The following is an 18,730-nucleotide window of genomic DNA, read 5'->3' on the forward strand; positions in this document are numbered from 1 at the left end:
ACAGCTTTTACATGGGCTGTTTTTATTTTTTTAGGTTACTAATGAAACATTTGTATTTTTTGTTGGAAAAAAGCAAGGACGCAAGGTTTTATTACCATATATACTTTTAGGGATCAGGAACATTTCGGCTTCATTCAATGTAAGATTTTCAGAAATTGATATGTTAAGAGGTTTTACATTTTTTTTGCGAGAGGCATAAAATAAACAGTATACAGTTTTATCGAAGATAAAATCCTTGCGCCTTAAAGCAATTAGCTTTAAATTTATTTGCACCTTTGTGCTTTTCCAACAAACTTAAATAATCAAAAAAACTGAGGAAACATCTGTATTCCCATTTATAATAACTATAGCGGGAATGGCTATATTGAATATCCTTCAGGCATAATATTCCTTACCTTAGAGCTCACTTAGTAAATTATTTTTATGGAAAAAAGAAGAATCAAAAACACCGATTTATCGATTGCGCCAATCAATTTCGGAGGAAATGTTTTTGGATGGACATTGGACGAGAAACAGTCTTTTGATATACTGGACCGCTTCACTGAAGCTGGATTCAATTTTATAGATACTGCAGATACCTATTCATGGTGGGTAAATGGGAAAGGCGGACAGTCTGAAGAAATCATCGGAAAGTGGATGAAAAGCAGAGCTAACCGTAATGATATTGTTTTGGCAACCAAAGTAGGTTCAGAAACAAAAGAACACGGCTATGATATCAGCAAAAAACATATCCTAAAATCTGTAGATGAGTCACTGCAAAGACTTCAGACGGATCATATTGATCTTTATTATACTCATTTTGATGACAATACCACTCCGGTAGAGGAAACACTTTCTGCTTATGATGAGATCATTAAAGCTGGAAAAGTACGTTATATTGCAGCTTCCAACTTATCTCCGGAACGTTTGAAAGCATCATTTGAAGCTGCAGAAAAGAATAACCTTCCAAAATATGTTGCATTACAGCCTCATTATAATTTAATGGAAAGAGAAGGCTTTGAACAAAATTATGCTCCTCTGGCAGAGCAGTTTGATTTGAGTGTATTCCCGTATTGGTCGTTGGCAGCAGGTTTCTTAACAGGTAAATACCGTGATGAAGCAGATCTTGCAAAAAGCGCGAGAGGTGAAGGGGTAAGAAAATATTTAAATCCAAAAGGAGTTGAAGTCTTAAAAGCACTGGATCAGGTGAGTGCAAAACACAATACCACCCAGGGAACGGTTTCTCTGGCATGGCTTCTATCCAATCCATTGATCACTGCTCCTATTGTAAGTGCTACCAGTGCATCACAGCTTGAAACGGTATTCAATGCACCAAAACTTGTTTTGGATCAGGAAGATATTGCTCTGCTGAATAACGCGAGCAACTAATTTTTTCAACTTTATTATAGATTAAAATTAAATCCGTTCAGCAATGAACGGATTTTTTTGTTATTCAACGATGTTAACCACCCCATCAAAAATTCTTTGAATTTTTGCCACCCCTCCAAAGGATGGGAATTCAGGTTTTCGGTTGTAATATTCGGTTATTACTATTAATCGGAATATTCTTTCAAAAGCTGTCTGTAGCTCATTAATATTGAGGATTTTGAAATAAACCCGATGAAATCATTGTTATGATTTACTACCGGAAGATTCCATACTCCAGTATCGTCAAAGGTCTGGAGAATATCCAGTGGTTTATTTTCCCTATGAAGAACGGCTGGTGGCGCTTTCATGATCTGGGTAACCGTCTGAGAGGTCTCTATCTCTTTGTTAAACAGATAAGGTCTTATATCATCCAAAGTAAGAACTCCTTTCAGTTTTCTGTTTTCATCCACAACAGCAAAAATATTTTTATCACCATTCTTTACCATTTCAAAAAGCTCTGTAACAGGAGCATTTTCATTAATGGTCTGTGAATATTTGTCAATGAAATCTTCGGTTCTTAAAGCAAAAAGAAGGTTTTTATCATGCTTATTCGTGAATATCTTTCCTTCATCTGCTAAAGATTTTAGTTCCGGAGAAATAGGAGAGAACCATTTGGCAATGAGGTAAGATATGATGGAAACAATCATCAAAGGAATAAACAAATCATATCCAAAACTTGATTCTGCAATCAGAAATATAGCTGTAAGCGGAGCATACAGTACACCGCTCATGGCGCCTGCCATTCCAACCAGGACAAGATTAGTCACCGGAACATCTGTAAAACCAATATGCTGACAAACCAGAGCGAATAAATACCCCAAAGTTCCTCCGGCAAAAAGAGAAGGCGCAAAATTACCACCATTTCCGCCGCTAAAGATCGTAAATGAGGTTGCAAATGCTTTTAAAAGCAGTACCAGAACCAAAAATATAATGATTGTCCAGTCTCCGATTTCAAAATATCTGAAAAAACTGTTTTCAATAATAGAATAGGTGTTTCCATTGGTAAAAGCTTTTACAGTCTCATAACCTTCTCCGAATAAAGGAGGAAAAAGAACACATAAAAGGGAAAGCACAGCTCCACCAAACATCGCTTTACGCATTCTTGAAAGCTGAAGCCTTTTTATAAAATGTTCTACTTTTTGAGAAATAATAACGAAATAACGGGCATACAACCCCGTAACAATTCCTAAAATAAGGTAATAGGGAACATTTTTATAGTTGAACGGATCTCTGGTATAAAATCTGAAAAGAACGTCTTCCTGAAGCAAAATCCTTGACAAAAGGCTTCCGCAAACCGCAGCTACCACCAAAGGAATAAAATCTGTGAAGACGACTCCTGTTAAAAGAATTTCAAAGGCAAACATGATTCCGGCAATTGGAGCATTGAAAGCCGATGCAATCCCTGCTGTAGCCCCTGCAGCGAGTAACAGAGTTCGTTCTTTATAGCTTAATCTGTACGTCTGTGCATAGTTGGAACCAATAGCTGCTCCGGTAACCGCGATAGGGCTTTCCAAACCTGCGGAACCTCCCAAACCTACAGTAACAGCACTTTGTATGACCTGAGAATACATTTTAACAGAGGCTACAATACTGGAATTCTGTGCAATTTCATATAAAATAGCTCCGATACCTTTACGATCCTGACCTTTAAACAGAGTCAAAACAATCATCGTAGTCAGAACAATTCCTAAAAAAGGAAAAACGATATAAAATAATATCTGATATTCAAAATGAACTTTATTGGTAATGAAATAATGAATATTATGTACAAGAGTTTTAAGGATAACCCCCGCCAAACCTGCTGTACAGCCAACCAGAATTCCGGAAAGAACAAGAAATTGGTTTCTGCTCAGCCTGTTGTTCAGCCAATGCAGAATAAGCTCATAACTGCGTGCTTTTTCAAGTCCGTATTTTTGGAAATCTCTTTTAAATTTAAGGAAACTCAGGTATTTTTTTTTGTTGTGAATTTTCACCTTGGAAATATTTTACACTATCATCAGATTGATACAGCACCGTAAATTTATGAAATATATCACAAAAAAACTCCTTTTGAGCCTTTACACTTGTTCTATAGATTCTATTTTTGTAATTTATGTTTTAATTTAAAATTCAAAATTTCTTCTAAATTTGGTAATAGATTTATCGCATGAAAATTCTCATCATTGAAGACGAAGCCGCTCTTGCTCAAAGTATTTCCGAATATCTTTCCGGGGAAAATTATCTCTGCGAAACTGCCTGTACATTTGGTGAAGCGATGAGTAAAATAGAAACATTCGACTATGATTGTATTTTGCTGGACATTATGCTGCCGGACGGAAATGGGCTTACAATTTTAGAAGAATTAAAAAAACAACAGAAACAGGACGGGGTAATTATTATTTCTGCCAAAAATGCCCTTGATGATAAAATTGAAGGACTAAAATTGGGCGCTGACGATTATCTTACTAAACCTTTTCATCTTTCCGAGCTTATGGCCAGAGTATATTCTATTATCCGGCGGAAACAGTTCAGCAGTTCTAATGTGGTGAATCAAAATGAACTTCAGATTGATTTATTAGCTAAAACAGTGGCAGTAAACGATGAACTTATTTCGCTGACCAAAAAAGAATTTGATCTCCTCATTTATTTTATCGGAAACAAAAATAAAGTAATCTCTAAAAGTACGCTGGCGGAACATCTTTCCGGAGACTTTGCAGATATGCTTGATAATCATGATTTTGTATACGCTCATGTAAAAAACCTCAAGAAAAAGCTCTATGACGCAGGATGCGGACATTATCTTAAAACAGTGTACGGAACGGGGTATAAGTGGGAGAATTGATAGTTGATAGTTGATAGTTGATAGTTGATAGTTGATAGTTGATAGTTGGAAGGTAAAAAATGATTATCTTTTGTATGTTACTTAAACTTTAAATCCTGAACTTTAAACCTTAAACTCTATAAATTAATAATTCATCATTATCGTGAAGCCTCTACTTACCAAAACCACCAAACCTTTTCTTATCTACGTGCTTATTGTACTGATGATAAGTATTCCTGTATACTATTTTGTGGTGGATACGATCTGGAAAAATGAACTGGATGAGCACAATCAGATTATTGTAGAGAAAACGGCTTACGAATTCAACCAGTTGCAACTTTCGGAAGAAGCGCTGGACAAAAGTCTTGAATTATGGAATCACATTCAGCCTGAAACCAATATTGAAAGGATTTCTCCCAATCAGGTAAAACGGGACAGTGTTTATACTTATGAAAGGCATTTGCCTTTTATTTCGGAACAGAAAAAGGAACGTTACAGATGTCTTGAAAAAGTAATTTACATTCATGGCAAACCTTATCTGTTCACTATACAGACCAATATTGAGGAATCTCATGAAACCATAGCGGTTATTGCCATGATTACCATCTTCTTTTTTGTAATGATTGTTGTCGGGCTTTTATATCTCAATAGAAAGCTTTCTTCATCTATCTGGAAACCGTTCAGAAGTACATTGGATCAGCTTAAAACATTTAACCTTAACAGTCAGAATACGATAGAATTTCCGGCTTCAGATACTACTGAATTTGAAGAACTTAATCAATCTCTTTATAAGCTTATAGAGCGTAATGTTTCTACTTATAAAACCCAGAAAGAGTTCACCGAAAATGCTTCCCACGAGTTGCAGACTCCGCTGGCTATTATTAAAAACAAACTGGATCTTTTGCTTCAGGATCAAAATCTTACCGAAAAGCAATACAGCATTGCAGAAGATATGAACAGAGCACTGACAAGAAGTTCACGTATTAATAAAAACCTTTTGCTGCTTGCTAAAATTGAAAATAACCAGTTCGACAGTTCGGAAATTATTTCGTTTGATCATTTGCTTCATCAAAGCATTGATATCCTCGGAGAACATTTTGATCAAAAAAATATTTCAGTTACGGAACACATTTCAAATGCGGTACAGGTAAGCGGAAATAATATTCTGACAGAAATATTAATTAATAATCTCATCATTAATACCATTCGTCATACGGCTTTTGGAGGCAGTATTTCCATACAGCTTACCCATTCTGTTTTTGAAATTTCCAATTCAGGGACTGAAAAACTGAACACAGATTTGCTGTTCAAAAGATTTTCAAAACTTTCAACGGATAACAGCGGAAGTGGGCTTGGCTTATCTATTATTCAGGAAATCTGCAGGTTTCATCATTGGACAATCAGCTACAGATTTGAGAATCAATACCATATTTTCTCTGTTAAATTATAGTTAAAAAAAATCCGGACTCCTGCAATTCTAAATTTCTTCTAAATCGGGTTGCACCTTTGTATTGAAAACATACTGAGGTATAAATTTTATTTAGAAATGATTTTAAAAATTGTCCTTTTATTCGCAGGAACCATCCTTGCATTCTGGATCAGCGCTATTTGTGGCGGCGGTGCAAGTCTTATTCTGATTCCTATTCTGAATCTGCTTCTTCCTACATCATTGGTTCCATTTTCTTTAACGGTGGGTACTTTTACAAGTTCTGCATCAAGAATTGCGGTATTCAAAAAGCACATCAACTGGAAGATATTTTTATGGTTTGTTCCATTTTCAATTCCAGCCGTATTATTAGGTGCTTATCTGATCAAATATGTAAATCCGAATTACCTTCAAATGATCGTTGCTTTCTTTCTGATTGCCAATCTTCCACAGCTTTTTGCTTCCAAAAATAAAGCCGAAGAAACCGGAAAAGAATATCCGAAATCAGCATTGGCACTCATTGGTTTTTCTGCGGGTTTTATTTCTGGGATTACGGGTGCTGTAGGTCTTCTTTTCAATCGGTTTTACTTAAGATTCGGGCTTAAAAAAGAGGAAATTGTAGCTACGCGTGCAGCCAATGAGATTTTTCTACATCTTATTAAGCTAATCATCTATATTTCGTTAGGATTATATTCCAATATGGCGTTATGGCTGGGTATTGCGATTGCCGTGGCAGCTATAATTTCTTCTTATACAGTGAAATATATTCTTCCTCATCTCAGCGAAAATCTGTTTAAAAAAATAGGATATGCAGCAATGGTAATATCGGGAATAACCTTACTGGGCGGTACTTCCGGAAAAATCATCAAACAGGATCAGATTTCGATCAATAACTCGTCTACTCCGAACATTAAAATATATTCTATGTCCTGGAGAAATACCCATATGGAACTGGAATATAAAGCAGGAAAAGGGCTGGAACTCGAAAAAAGCGTTCATCCTGAAGAATTATCCGGAAACCTTCAAGAAAAATACCATTCCCTGATGGAATACTATGATAAAGTACATGTAGAAAAGGTTTATACACTGGGTAAAAAGAGTTCTCATGAGTTCTACTGTTACAAAAATAATGTACTTACCAAACTGAAAGCCTGATTTTTCATCTCTTAAAAAATAAATCAAAATGAAAACTGTAAACAAAGTTGCATCCGTAACTATTCTTTTCTGGCTGATGAAAATTGTAGCCACCACATTAGGAGAAACTCTAGGTGATTTTATCTCTATGACGCTTAACCTGGGCTATGTAGTAGGTATTCTGGTTACTCTGCTGTTTTTTGTTGCCATTTTAACTGTACAGCTCCGTGCGAAAAAATATGTTCCGGCAATTTACTGGATGGTGATTATAGGAACAACAACCTTAGGAACGGAAATCTCTGACTGCATCGACAGAACTCTGAAAACCGGATACCTCACGGGCAGTTTAATTTTACTTTCCGGTCTTTTACTTTCTTTGTTTTTATGGTATAAAAAGTATGGTAACCTTGAGGTTTATCCCATTTTTGAAAAGAATAAAGAACTGTATTACTGGACTGCCATTTTATTTTCCAACAGCCTGGGAACTGCTTTTGGGGATTTTCTGAGTGATAATTTAGGACTCGGATATATGACGGGAGCTTTGATTACCGGACTGATTATTTTAATTGTTGTATTGCTTCATTATTTCACAAAGATCAATCATGTAGTGCTTTTCTGGATTGCTTTTGTTTTTACCAGACCATTTGGTGCTACATTCGGAGACCTTTTAACCAAACCTTTAGCTAAAGGAGGTATGGATCTGGGAACCTTGAATGCTTCTCTGATCTCTCTTGCTCTGATGATATTGATGATCATTGTTTCACAAAGAAAGCACAACCGGGAATTACCCCTTCAAAACGAATAATTCAACACCTGTTATAACGAAAATGATTTTTAAAGAAAATAAAAACTAGAAGAATGAATAAAACAGCCTTGTTATTTTTTCCAGCCTGTATGGTGGCTTCTTCTCTTGTTTCTGCACAGACAACTTCTGTGACAGCTTCAGGGAGGATCATAAGTACAAACAAAACGGCATTACCTTATGCTCATATTATTTTAAAAAAAGAAAAAGACAGCACCTTTACAGCCGGAACAATTACTAATGAAGAAGGCAGGTTTTCTCTTACTGGAATAAAACCAGATCATTATCTTCTGGAAACCTCACTTACAGGATATAACACACAAATACAGCCTATTTTCATAGGAAGCCTTTCTGAGTTTCTGGAAATCCCCACCATTGAACTGGCTCCTCAGCAGGAAACTGAGAACAAAATAGAAGCCATTACCATCACAGCTTCCAAAAAGAATGAAATTGACAGCCGTCTGGATAAGAAAACGTATTCTGTAGCTGATAACATCAGCCAAAGTGGTGGTTCTGTATTACAAAGCATGCAGAATCTTCCCGGAATTACTGTACAGGATGGCAAAGTACAGCTTAGAGGTAATGATAAAGTAACAGTACTGATTGATGGCAAACAGACTGCTCTCACTGGTTTTGGAAGTCAGGCCGGACTGGACAATATTCCTGCTTCTGCGATTGATAAAATTGAGATCATCAACAATCCTTCCTCAAAATATGATGCCAACGGAAATGCCGGAATCATCAATATTATCATGAAAAAAAACAAACAGAACGGATGGAATGGAAAAGCAGGATTTACCACAGGTTTAGGCTCACTTTGGGTAAGAAAGGAAAATCTGCCTACGATAAGACCTCAATATACCCTTACGCCTAAAATTAATCCATCACTGTCTGTCAATTACAGAAAAAATAAGGTTAATATATTCTTACAGGCCGATAATCTTTATACAGAAACACTTAACAAGAATGAATTTGTAACCCGTACTTATGATGACGGAACAATTATCAATTCACAGCTGAAAAGAAACAGAAATACCAATTTCTTTACGACCAAAGCCGGAATCGACTGGAATATTGATCCTCAAAATACCTTAACCATTTCAGGAATGTACGGAAGCGAAAAGATTATCGACAGGGGAGATCAGCCGTTTTTCAATGGAGATAGGTCTCAACGGCTGCGTCTTTGGCAGTTTCTGGAAGATGAACTGAAAACAACCGTAATGGGGACAGCGTCTTATCAGCATAAATTCAAAGAAGCCGGACATGTGTTGAATGTAGGATTTAATTATACTTTCCATAGAGAGGATGAAAAATATTTCTATGATAATTATCTTCCTTCTTCTACAGGAACTGATGCTTTTAAGTTATTATCTGATGAACAGGTGTATGATTTCAATGTAGATTATGTAAAACCTTTAAAATATGGACGAATAGAAACTGGAATTAAGCTAAGAAACAGGAGCATTCCTACCAATATGAATTTCATTCCGGGAGCAAACTCTGTTCTGGATGTTTCTGCAGGTGGAAAGGCAGATTATAAAGAATTTATTCCTGCCGTATATGGAAATTATGTCTTTGAAAATGAAAAATGGGAAGCAGAACTGGGACTTAGACTGGAATATGTGAAAATTCAATATGATGTAAATCCTAACCATCCTACGTATAAAAGTGACGGATACAATTACACCCAGCCATTCCCAAATTTCAGGCTTGCCTACAAACTTGATGACCGTAATAAGTTCTCTGTTTTCTACAACAGAAGGGTAGACCGTCCCAATGAAGTAGATATCAGAATTTTCCCAAAATATGATGATGCAGAAATCATTAAGGTCGGAAATCCTGCGTTAAGACCACAGTTTACGAATTCTATTGAACTCGGATATAAGCACAATTGGGATAGCGGATACTTATATTCTGCGCTGTACCATCGTTTCGCCAATGGAACGATCACAAGAATTTCAAGTATTGTTCCGGGCAGCACGCTTATTTACGCCATCTTCCAAAATGCGGGAAAAAGCTACAATACAGGGCTTGAAACGATATGGAATCAAAAAATATCGGATGTTTATTCCCTGAATGTTAACGGAAATATATACCGTAACCAGATTGATGCATTTACCGTCCAGAATCTGTATCCTCAGCCTAATACATTCTCTGCAGCTCAGCAAACCGCTATCTCAGGGAATGTTAAGATGAATAACGTTTTCCGTTTCTCAAAAGGATTGGATTTACAGTTTACCCTTGTTTATCTGGCACCGGATATTATTCCGCAGGGAAGAATACAGTCAAGATTCTCAATGGATGCTGGGATAAAAAAAGCGATTCAGAAAGGGAAGGGGGAAGTCTTTTTCAACGCTTCGGATCTGCTCAACACCATGGTGATCAAGAAATCTGTACAAGGTAACGGATTTGCCTATACCAGCAATGATTATTATGAAACCCAAGTAATTAGACTGGGGTACAGCTATAAATTTTAAAACAGAATCGGATAATTTTAAATGTGATTTAGCATGAAAAAACAGTTTCAAAAAGCACTGATGTATGTAATAATTTTGAGTTCAGCTTTAAGCCGGATCAATGCTCAGAATACCAATGATACGATAAATGTTCAAAAGCCTGTACAGGATACTATTACCACGACGGAAATTAAAAAAAGCACCCTGAATTATAAGAGTTTGATCATTCCTGCCGCATTTATTACCTACGGAGTGGCAGGTCTTTCCATCAAGAATCTGAAACAGCTTAATCTGTCCACTAAGGATGAAATCAATGAGCATCAGCCTAAAAAAATACAACTGGATAATTACACCCAATATGCTCCGGCAGTAATGGTATACGGTCTTAATGCAATGGGGATAAAAGGAAAGCATAATCTGAGAGACCGCACCATCATTTACGCTTCTTCACAGTTGATTGCGGCTGCCTTTACCATGCCTTTAAAATATCTGGTGAAAGAGGAAAGACCGGACGGGTCAAACACCTTATCTTTTCCTTCGGGACATGCCGCAACCGCATTTTCCTCTGCGCAATTTATGTTCCGGGAATATAAAGACACTAATTTCTGGCTCAGTATCTCCGGATATCCGTTTGCCATTTTCACCGGAGTATACAGAATGCTGAATGATAAACACTGGTTGGGAGACGTTGTAGCAGGAGCCGGATTCGGGATTCTTTCTACAGAGCTGGCTTACTGGCTGTTTCCCAAAATTGATAATTTATTACGAGGAAAGAATAAAGTTAAAACTTCACTTTCATCCACCATGGTAATGCCTTTCTACCAAAATAAAATTGTGGGAATAGGCCTTGTAAAAACCTTTTAAAACAAATTCTTCATTATATTTAGTAAAGCATCATTTCTCCTTGAATGGTGCTTTTTTCTTTACACTACTTTAGCTTTACGGATTATTTTCGCCAGTATATTCGGAAAGAACCTCTTCAGATACACGGCCATTACTTCTTTACCTCCTATAGCTTTTTGAGTTTTCTGTTTCTCAATAGCATACAGCATCTTTTTTGCGAAAATATCGACGGGCATTCCATTTTTTGTGGCATCATCCATTGTGCCCTGTAATGAGCCATCTCCCGTAACAGCATTAATAGAAATATCAGTCTGTATAAAACCCGGACAAATAATCGTAATTTTAATATTCTGGCTGAATAATTCTGCTCTCAGCGCATCAAAGAAACCATGTAATGCATGTTTGGCGCCGGCATATCCGCTTCTCATAGGAGCCCCGAATATTCCCATAAGACTTGATACAACAGCAATCTGCCCTCCTTTATTTCTGATCATATAAGGAAGAATTGCCTTCGTAAGGGCAACAGTTCCGATATAATCAATATCTATGAGCTGTTTATCCACTTCAATATCGGTTTCCATGGCTAATGAACGTTGTGACAGCCCGGCATTATTAATCAGAATATCAATCTTTCCGAATTGTTCTGATGCTTTTGCTGCAATGGCAGGCATTTCTTTATAATTTTTAAGATCTAAAGGAATTACCGCATACCGATCTTTACTCAAACCAGCTTTCTCAGCCACTGAATGAAGCTGTTCTTCTTTTCTGGATGAAAGAATGATTTTGGCGTTGCTGGTCCTCGTAAGCTCTTTTACCAAAGCTTCTCCAATGCCTGATGATGCCCCTGTGATCCAAATAACTTTATGATCAAAATAACTGCTCATATTCAATAGTATTAAATTTTAAAGTCCGGCAATGTATTTACCGGCCTTCATTCCTGAAAAGATACAGCCCCCTAGAAATGTACCTTCCAGAGCTCTGTAGCCATGCATTCCGCCACCTCCAAACCCTGCAGCTTCTCCTGTAGCGTACAGGCCTTCAATAATGCTGTCATTATCTCTTAATACCTGACCATTTAAATTGGTTTTTATTCCGCCCAACGTTTTTCTGGTCAGGATATTAAGGCGTACAGCAATCAAAGGTCCGTTTTCAGGATCTAAAATCTTATGCGGAGCTGCAACACGTCCTAGTTTATCCCCTAAATAATTTCGGGTATTCCGGATATAATTAACCTGGGTATCTTTTGAATATTTATTGTTTAATTCCCGGTCTCTGGCTTCAATCTGAGATTTTATGCTTTCATACTTCAACAGGTTATTTCCTGCCAGTTCATTCATTCTTGTAACCAGATCTTCAAGATTATCGGATATGATAAAGTCTTTTCCATGCTCTTTAAAAGCCTCTACCGGCCCGGGAGCTTTCTTTCCAAAAATCCTTTTCAGAAAAAGAGAGTAGTCCTTATTGGTGATATCAGGATTCTGCTCTGAACCTGAAAGAGCAAATTCTTTTTTGATAATTTTCTGAGTAAGAATAAACCACGAATAAGAAAACCCTGTTTCCTGAATATACTGTAACGTTCCCAGCGTATCAAATCCAGGGAGAAAAGGAGCGGGGAGGCGTTTTCCTTTTGCATCAAACCATAGTGATGAAGGCCCCGGAAGTATCCGGATTCCGTGTTTTGGCCAGATTGGATTCCAGTTCTGTAAGCCTTCTGTATAATGCCACATTCTGTCCGGATTAATGATGTGAGCTCCTGCATTTTCTGCAATACTAATCATTTTTCCATCCACATAAGCAGGAACACCACAAACCATATTTTCAGGGGCTTTTCCCAGTCTTTCCGGCCAGTTTTTTCTTACCAATTCATGATTGGCACCAATTCCTCCGGAAGCGATGATGATATTTGAGGCTGTATATTCAAATGTAGAGATTACATTTCTGTTGGTCTCAGCACCTCTTTCCTTTGTATCATTTTCCAGAATATCTCCTTTAAGACCTTTTATCTTTCCGTTTTCTGTTATAATTTCAGTTACCCGATGTCTGAATTTCATCTGAAGCAGTCCTTTTTCCTGGGCCTTGTAAGCTTTTTCTACAAAAGGTTTTACAACACCTGTTCCTGTTCCCCAACTTACATGAAAGCGGGGTACAGAATTTCCATGACCCGTTGCCGAACCATCGCCACGTTCTGCCCAACCTACCATAAACATTAATTTAATTCCTAACTTAGAAATGTATTCATATTTTTCACCGGCAGCGAACTTGAGGTAAGCTTCAGCCCATTGACGGGGCCAATAGTCTTCCGGACGGTCAAAACCAGCTGTTCCTTTCCAGTCCTGTAGTGCAAGTTCATAAGAATCTTTGATTCCCATTCTTCTTTGCTGGGGTGAATTGATGAGAAATAATCCTCCGAATGACCAGAAGGCCTGTCCACCAATATTCTGTTCTGTTTCCTGATCTAAAAGCAGTACTTTTTTCCCGGTATTGGTAATTTCCATCGCAGCAGTAAGGCCTGCCAGTCCGCTTCCGATGATGATGGCATCAGGCTGGAATTGATCTTCCATTTTCAAGATATTTTTATGTGATGATACTTGATATAAATGTATTAAATATTTAAATGAAGCCATTAAAAAAATCTTAATACTTTTACTCTTTAATACAAAATAAAGAAATGAAAGAAAACCATAAATATCAGGCATTTGCTGTTTTAAAGGATGGAACAAGGCATCTCATTGAAGCTGAATCCATTATTATACAACTTGAAGAAGAAATTGAAATTTCCCTTGTTCCTCCTCATCCTGTTTTTCAGGGAAAACTAACACTTGCTACCGGATCAGCCATCCAAGGCCGGGAAAATGAAAGAGATGGAGGGACCCAACTTATTATAGAACCTGGTGCTTCTAATGTGATTCATATTACTCCAAAAAGATTCTGATTTCTATAAAAATATCTTTAATAGAGCCATTTATCTATTGACAGACTCTACAAAACATTTCTATCTTTGTGAAAAATAGAAGAATGAAGTATTTGTTTATCATCGCATGTTTTGTCTGCTCGGTCTTCAGCCAGGCACAGCAAAAACAGGATCCATGGAAAGACAGTCAGCTGATGGATCCCGCGTTACTGGCTTCCAGAATTGAAAAGCATAAAGTAAAAGATCTTGTGATCATTTCAGTAGGTCCCGAAGCTATTGTCAAAGGTTCTGTGGATATTGGGCCAACACATGAGCCCGAAAATCTAGAAAAACTGAGAAATTACCTTAAAGATGTTTCTAAAAATAAGGAAGTAGTGATCTACTGTGGATGCTGTCCTTTTGTAAAGTGTCCTAATATACGCCCTGCATTTGCCCTGCTTATGGAAATGGGTTTCAAAAACGCGAAACTTTTAAATCTTCCAAAAAATATCAAAACAGATTGGCTGGATAAAAACTATCCTACAAATGATTAATATGAAGACCAGTTTTACAATACTATTTTCAATACTGTTTTCAGGATATATTACGGCACAAAACAAGATAGAAATAGGGAAAAAAGCACCTGAAATTATAATGTCTAAAGCAGATGGAGACTCATTTTTGCTTTCAACATTAAAGGGAAAACTGGTTCTGATTGATTTCTGGGCAACATGGTGTGCTCCATGTGTAGAAGAACAGCCTCAATTGAAAACAATGTACGATACCTATTCCGAACAGGTGAAAAATAATCAGTTTGAAATACTGGGGGTTTCTTTAGACAAGAATAAGGAAAGCTGGCAGAAAGCGATTGACAGATTTCATATCAACTGGATACAGATCAGTGATTTAAAATTCTGGAAAAGCCCTGTAGCAAAGCTTTACGAAGTTGATGAACTACCTTTTAACGTCATCATCGACGGACAGGGAACTATTTTAGCTAAAAATCTTCATGGAAAAGAGCTGGAAGAATTTATTAAGGAAAAACTGATTCAAAAGTAGAACAGGATTTCCCGATAAGATGTAAAAAGAGTGGTAAGTTATTTTACCACTCTTTTTGGTTGAAAAAGATAGAAGCATTTGTGTATTAGAATCGTGTCATAATAATTTAATATTATTTTGTAAGTATGGATTAATGATTACGAGGGAATCAATCATTGTATCCAATCTTAATGTAAATATAATAAATTATCTTTATTAAATCACTAAATATTGAAATATATTAAATATTTAATTTCTAATTAAAATTCAGTTTAAGAATAAAACCTTACACTGAAACTTTCATCCCTGATTCCAAGTTGTTGATATACAAAACACTGAGTGCTTGTTTTTGTCTTCTAATTTTGTTGGTATGATAAAGAATTTTTACCTTCGATTGGCCCTTTCAGTAATATTACTAATGCATAGTGTGATTTCTATTTTCAGTGGAGATGTGAACAATTTTGGGAATATTTACCTGAACAGTTTAGGATTCAGTCCTATAGGAATTTATATAGCATGGGCCGTAAAACTGACTCATCTTTTCTCAATACCATTACTTTGGATTGACAGGTGTATTAAACCATTAGCATTTTGTAATATTCTGATTTTTGCCTTTGGAATTTATTACGTTCACTGGCAGAATGGATGGTTTGTGGTAGGAGGGGGAACCAACGGCATTGAGTACAATGTTTTGCTGATTTTCAGTTTTTTTAATCTTATGTACCCTGAAGTATATTTAAAGTTTAAGAACAAAAAGAATACTTAGATTTCCAACAATCATCTGCTTTACCAATCTTTATTATTTAACATGAATCGAAACGAGTAGTTTGTAGATCATTGTGTTCATTTGCTAGACTTATATTTCTATATTTGACTGAGTAACCGGTACTTTGTACTATTAAATCATTATAAGCTTGAAACGAAACAGCAGATCTAAGTTACGGGTTCATTTGCTTTTTTGGATATTGTATTATATTCTGGAAGTTTATCTTGACTTTTACTGGTCCAGGTATCAATTTCCGGATTTTAAATGGCAAATAAGACTTCAGAATACACTTATGCTGGAGCTTGGTTATCTTTTGGTCAAAATGCCTCTTGCCTATGCATTATTGTATGTGTACGAAAAGATTCATAGTAAAGAGATTTTCAAATACGTTTTCTATATTCTTATTGTAATAACAGCTGTTTTGGGGCATCGTTTCTTCACTCATTTTATCATTTATCCTTATATCTATGGCGTTACAGAAACTCTGGACGGAAAGCTGTCTTCAGGATTTATCAATGGTTATGTGGCTTTCAATTCTTTTATGGATCTGATTTTTATGACAGGGCTTATCTTTGGGGTTGAAATTACAAGGCAGAAAAACCTGTTGAAAGATCAGATTTCTCAATTAAAATCAGAAAAACTGGATCAGGAACTGACAATGCTGAAGGCACAAATAAATCCACATTTTCTTTTCAATACCCTCAATAACATCTATGGAATGGCTTTAAAAAAAGCGGACGAAACTCCGGAAGTCATTCTACAGCTTTCCAAAATAATGCGTTATAATATCTATGAAGCAGCAGAAAATACCATTTCCATAGCTAAGGATATTGAAAACATAAGGGATTTTATACAAATCCAGAAGATCCGCCACCGTGAGCTAACGTTAAATTTTAAAGAAGATATTGATAATCCTTCTCAGGAGATTTCCCCTTTGATATTGATACAGTTTGTAGAAAATGCCTTTAAACATGGCGTTTCAGAAAGCTTAGGAAATGCTTTTATAAGTATTGATATTCATTTGAATAACAGAATTCTTACTTATTTTATAGAAAATTCTAAGGAAGAAAAACCTCACGCGCATTCCACAAAAATAGGACTGAAAAATATCCGTAGACAGCTTGAACTGCTTTATCCACAACACAAGCTTTCCGTGGAAGATAAAAAAGACCGTTATCTTGTAACCTTAATCATAGATTTTCATGACACACGAAGTCTCTAAAAAATACAACTGCATCATTGTAGAAGACGAACCCATTGCTTCAGAAATTCTGGAAAATTTCATCTCCAGAGATCCGGAACTGAATCTTGTGGGAAAATGTGCAGATGCTGTATATGCCAGCAGTCTTTTAAGTATTCATGAGGTAGATCTGATGTTTCTGGATCTTCATCTTCCGGTAGTAAAAGGGTTTGATTTTCTCAGGAAAGTAAAAAATCCTCCGTTTGTCATTGTCACAACAGCCTATCATCAATATGCTGTAGAAGGCTATGAGCTTGATATTACGGATTATCTGATGAAGCCCATTCCATATGATCGTTTTCAGACGGCTGTTGGCAAATTTAAACATTTGCTGGAAGCAGAAGATGCTTTACTGGAAGTTGCTGAGCGTGATTTTATTTTCATCAGCATTGGAAGAAAGCAGGTGAAAGTTATTCTTCAGGACATTTTATACATTGAAAGTTTAAGAGAATACATTCATATTCATACAAAAGCGGAGACTTTCACTTTTAAAATGCCTATTAGTAAAATAGAAGAGACTTTAAATCCAAAAATGTTTACCCGCATTCATAAATCCTATATTATATCCCGATCAAAAATAGAAGAAAAGTCTGCGAATATCATCCAGATCAATGGGAAAAAACTTCCTGTGGGAAGAACTTATAAACCGCTGATGGAGCTTTAGATCACCCCGTCAAAAATTCTTTGAATTTTTGCCATCCCTCCAAGGAAGGGAAATTTTAAGTCCTTCGATTCAAAGGGTGGCAAATATAAATGAAGATAGTCTATTATTTGAATGTTGAATAATGTTTTGGCTTAATGATGAGTGATCATCTTAAGCCAATTTTTTATTAGAATAGCTTAAGACCAACGATTCCTACTACTATCAGTAAGGCAGACAATAATCTCAAAATACTTGCAGAATCCTGAAAAAACAGAATCCCAACCAATAAAGTTCCTACGGCACCGATTCCCGTCCAGACCGCATAGGCTGTTCCGATAGGGATACTTTTCTGAGCAAACCAGAGAAATCCACCGCTAATTGTCATGCATAAGACAGAGAATATAATCCAGCTCCATTTATTATTTTCCGGCTGTTGAGACATTTTAAGACCCAAAGGCCATCCAATTTCAAAGATTCCTGCGATAATTAATGCAATCCAGTTCATACTATTTGTTTTAATGATGTTCAATCTGTTAAAAATGAGTTCTTTCTAATAGAATGTTACATCTCAATTACTGCTACAAAATTAGCTCTCCTTATTCCTCCTTAATACAAAAAACTGAGTGATCCGGTAAAAGATAGGGGTAAAACGTAGTATAAAGACCACGAAACGTTTGTTATTTTAGAATTAAATATTAGGATGAAATTCATTAATATTAATATCTTTAAAAGGTAAAATAGGGAAGTACTGACCTTCTAAATATTCAGTTCAATTATGCTAACAGACATTATTAAACCTCACCTTAACGTTATTTTTTGTGGAATTAATCCAGGCTTAAAATCATCCAATGACGGACATCATTTTTCCGGAAGAAGCAACCGTTTTTGGAAAGTACTGCATCAGGCTGGATTTACACCGTATGAAATTGAAGCGGTACATGATACATCTCTGCTGAAATTCGGATATGGATTGACGACTGCTGTGGCAAGAGCAACTTCGCGCGCAGATGAGCTTTCAAAGGAAGAATTTGATGAATCTCTTGAAAGTTTTAAATTAAAAATAACAACCTATCAGCCAAAATATATTGTTTTTCTTGGTAAAGCAGCGTATAAAGCATTTTCTAAAAAGAAAGAAATTCTTTGGGGAGAACAGTCTGAAGATTTCTGTGGAGCAAAAGTCTGGGTTTTACCCAATACCAGTGGTTTAAATCGTGGTTTTTCTCTTGACAGTCTGGTTATGTATTATAAAGAGTTTTATCATACTGTCAACAAATCGTGATACTAA

The 18,730-nt window shown here is 36.3% G+C and carries 18 protein-coding genes; 14 read left to right on the forward strand and 4 right to left on the reverse strand.

All coding sequences use genetic code 11. The features are described 5' to 3' along the window. Positions 1-423: 423 nt before the first annotated feature. The gene (locus tag ACM6F9_RS08925) at positions 424-1,368 is read left to right on the forward strand and encodes an aldo/keto reductase (protein ID WP_414845389.1); all 945 of its coding nucleotides are present in this window, start codon (positions 424-426) and stop codon (positions 1,366-1,368) included. Between the two features lie 164 nt (positions 1,369-1,532). Here the strand turns inward: ACM6F9_RS08925 and ACM6F9_RS08930 are convergent, their stop codons facing one another. Beyond that, entirely contained in the window at positions 1,533-3,380 is a 1,848-nt protein-coding gene (locus ACM6F9_RS08930; RefSeq protein WP_414845390.1) for a chloride channel protein, read from the reverse strand. Between the two features lie 173 nt (positions 3,381-3,553). On the opposite strand from ACM6F9_RS08930, the gene ACM6F9_RS08935 reads away from it, so the two are divergent. The 6 genes from ACM6F9_RS08935 to ACM6F9_RS08960 all read left to right on the forward strand — a co-directional run bounded on the left by ACM6F9_RS08935 (position 3,554) and on the right by ACM6F9_RS08960 (position 10,889). Beyond that, positions 3,554-4,228, forward strand: a complete 675-nt coding sequence (locus tag ACM6F9_RS08935; protein ID WP_414845391.1) for a response regulator transcription factor — start codon at positions 3,554-3,556, stop codon at positions 4,226-4,228. Positions 4,229-4,370: 142 nt separating this feature from the next. Then, positions 4,371-5,657 (forward strand): sensor histidine kinase, encoded by a 1,287-nt coding sequence (locus ACM6F9_RS08940; RefSeq protein WP_414845392.1) that lies wholly within the window; start codon positions 4,371-4,373, stop codon positions 5,655-5,657. 96 nt (positions 5,658-5,753) lie between these two features. After that, positions 5,754-6,788: a sulfite exporter TauE/SafE family protein gene (locus tag ACM6F9_RS08945; protein WP_414845393.1), complete on the forward strand. Its 1,035-nt coding sequence runs from the start codon at positions 5,754-5,756 to the stop codon at positions 6,786-6,788. Positions 6,789-6,816: 28 nt separating this feature from the next. Beyond that, on the forward strand, positions 6,817-7,572 hold the full coding sequence (locus ACM6F9_RS08950; protein ID WP_414845394.1) for a hypothetical protein: 756 nt from the start codon (positions 6,817-6,819) through the stop codon (positions 7,570-7,572). A 53-nt stretch (positions 7,573-7,625) separates the two neighbouring features. Further along, positions 7,626-10,046: a TonB-dependent receptor domain-containing protein gene (locus ACM6F9_RS08955; protein WP_414845395.1), complete on the forward strand. Its 2,421-nt coding sequence runs from the start codon at positions 7,626-7,628 to the stop codon at positions 10,044-10,046. Positions 10,047-10,079: 33 nt separating this feature from the next. Continuing rightward, positions 10,080-10,889: a phosphatase PAP2 family protein gene (locus ACM6F9_RS08960; RefSeq protein WP_414845396.1), complete on the forward strand. Its 810-nt coding sequence runs from the start codon at positions 10,080-10,082 to the stop codon at positions 10,887-10,889. A gap of 59 nt (positions 10,890-10,948) precedes the next feature. Here the strand turns inward: ACM6F9_RS08960 and ACM6F9_RS08965 are convergent, their stop codons facing one another. Then, on the reverse strand, positions 10,949-11,752 hold the full coding sequence (locus ACM6F9_RS08965; RefSeq protein ID WP_414845397.1) for an SDR family oxidoreductase: 804 nt from the start codon (positions 11,750-11,752) through the stop codon (positions 10,949-10,951). Positions 11,753-11,770: 18 nt separating this feature from the next. Then, positions 11,771-13,429, reverse strand: a complete 1,659-nt coding sequence (locus tag ACM6F9_RS08970; RefSeq protein WP_414845398.1) for an FAD-binding dehydrogenase — start codon at positions 13,427-13,429, stop codon at positions 11,771-11,773. 107 nt (positions 13,430-13,536) lie between these two features. Between ACM6F9_RS08970 and ACM6F9_RS08975 the strand changes: the two genes are divergently transcribed. The 6 genes from ACM6F9_RS08975 (at position 13,537) to ACM6F9_RS09000 (ending at position 17,466) form a co-directional block, all read left to right on the forward strand. Next, complete coding sequence (locus tag ACM6F9_RS08975; RefSeq protein WP_414845399.1) at positions 13,537-13,800, forward strand: hypothetical protein; 264 nt, start codon at positions 13,537-13,539, stop codon at positions 13,798-13,800. A gap of 83 nt (positions 13,801-13,883) precedes the next feature. Next, positions 13,884-14,312, forward strand: a complete 429-nt coding sequence (locus tag ACM6F9_RS08980; RefSeq protein WP_414845400.1) for a rhodanese-like domain-containing protein — start codon at positions 13,884-13,886, stop codon at positions 14,310-14,312. Position 14,313: 1 nt separating this feature from the next. Beyond that, a complete protein-coding gene (locus tag ACM6F9_RS08985) occupies positions 14,314-14,817 on the forward strand; it encodes a TlpA family protein disulfide reductase (protein WP_414845401.1) in 504 nt (167 codons plus the stop codon). Between the two features lie 349 nt (positions 14,818-15,166). Then, the gene (locus ACM6F9_RS08990) at positions 15,167-15,562 is read left to right on the forward strand and encodes a DoxX family protein (RefSeq protein ID WP_414845402.1); all 396 of its coding nucleotides are present in this window, start codon (positions 15,167-15,169) and stop codon (positions 15,560-15,562) included. A 148-nt stretch (positions 15,563-15,710) separates the two neighbouring features. Beyond that, positions 15,711-16,784 carry a sensor histidine kinase gene (locus ACM6F9_RS08995; protein ID WP_414845403.1) on the forward strand — a complete coding sequence of 358 codons (1,074 nt, stop codon included), beginning with the start codon at positions 15,711-15,713 and terminating at the stop codon, positions 16,782-16,784. Further along, entirely contained in the window at positions 16,765-17,466 is a 702-nt protein-coding gene (locus ACM6F9_RS09000) for a LytR/AlgR family response regulator transcription factor (RefSeq protein ID WP_414845404.1), read from the forward strand. The genes ACM6F9_RS08995 and ACM6F9_RS09000 overlap by 20 nt, the downstream gene beginning before the upstream one ends. A 166-nt stretch (positions 17,467-17,632) precedes the next feature. On the opposite strand, the gene ACM6F9_RS09005 is transcribed toward ACM6F9_RS09000, so the two are convergent. After that, the gene (locus ACM6F9_RS09005) at positions 17,633-17,950 is read right to left on the reverse strand and encodes a DMT family transporter (protein WP_414845405.1); all 318 of its coding nucleotides are present in this window, start codon (positions 17,948-17,950) and stop codon (positions 17,633-17,635) included. Positions 17,951-18,220: 270 nt separating this feature from the next. Here ACM6F9_RS09005 and mug point away from each other — a divergent pair, with 270 nt between their 5' ends. Continuing rightward, the gene (mug, locus tag ACM6F9_RS09010; RefSeq protein WP_414845406.1) at positions 18,221-18,724 is read left to right on the forward strand and encodes a G/U mismatch-specific DNA glycosylase; all 504 of its coding nucleotides are present in this window, start codon (positions 18,221-18,223) and stop codon (positions 18,722-18,724) included. The last annotated feature ends 6 nt before the right edge of the window (positions 18,725-18,730 follow it).

This window comes from Chryseobacterium sp. IT-36CA2, assembly GCF_949767875.1.
GTDB lineage: Bacteria > Bacteroidota > Bacteroidia > Flavobacteriales > Weeksellaceae > Chryseobacterium.

Bases quoted from the DNA above. Each gene is read 5' to 3' on its own strand.
- ACM6F9_RS08925 (WP_414845389.1), top strand. From the start codon at position 424: ATGGAAAAAAGAAGAATCAAAAACACCGATTTATCGATTGCGCCAATC.
- ACM6F9_RS08960 (WP_414845396.1), top strand. From the start codon at position 10,080: ATGAAAAAACAGTTTCAAAAAGCACTGATGTATGTAATAATTTTGAGT.
- ACM6F9_RS08950 (WP_414845394.1), top strand. From the start codon at position 6,817: ATGAAAACTGTAAACAAAGTTGCATCCGTAACTATTCTTTTCTGGCTG.
- mug (WP_414845406.1), top strand. From the start codon at position 18,221: ATGCTAACAGACATTATTAAACCTCACCTTAACGTTATTTTTTGTGGA.
- ACM6F9_RS08980 (WP_414845400.1), top strand. From the start codon at position 13,884: ATGAAGTATTTGTTTATCATCGCATGTTTTGTCTGCTCGGTCTTCAGC.
- ACM6F9_RS08965 (WP_414845397.1), bottom strand. From the start codon at position 11,752: ATGAGCAGTTATTTTGATCATAAAGTTATTTGGATCACAGGGGCATCA.
- ACM6F9_RS08990 (WP_414845402.1), top strand. From the start codon at position 15,167: ATGATAAAGAATTTTTACCTTCGATTGGCCCTTTCAGTAATATTACTA.
- ACM6F9_RS08975 (WP_414845399.1), top strand. From the start codon at position 13,537: ATGAAAGAAAACCATAAATATCAGGCATTTGCTGTTTTAAAGGATGGA.
- ACM6F9_RS08945 (WP_414845393.1), top strand. From the start codon at position 5,754: ATGATTTTAAAAATTGTCCTTTTATTCGCAGGAACCATCCTTGCATTC.
- ACM6F9_RS08985 (WP_414845401.1), top strand. From the start codon at position 14,314: ATGAAGACCAGTTTTACAATACTATTTTCAATACTGTTTTCAGGATAT.
- ACM6F9_RS08955 (WP_414845395.1), top strand. From the start codon at position 7,626: ATGAATAAAACAGCCTTGTTATTTTTTCCAGCCTGTATGGTGGCTTCT.
- ACM6F9_RS09000 (WP_414845404.1), top strand. From the start codon at position 16,765: ATGACACACGAAGTCTCTAAAAAATACAACTGCATCATTGTAGAAGAC.
- ACM6F9_RS08935 (WP_414845391.1), top strand. From the start codon at position 3,554: ATGAAAATTCTCATCATTGAAGACGAAGCCGCTCTTGCTCAAAGTATT.
- ACM6F9_RS09005 (WP_414845405.1), bottom strand. From the start codon at position 17,950: ATGAACTGGATTGCATTAATTATCGCAGGAATCTTTGAAATTGGATGG.
- ACM6F9_RS08970 (WP_414845398.1), bottom strand. From the start codon at position 13,429: ATGGAAGATCAATTCCAGCCTGATGCCATCATCATCGGAAGCGGACTG.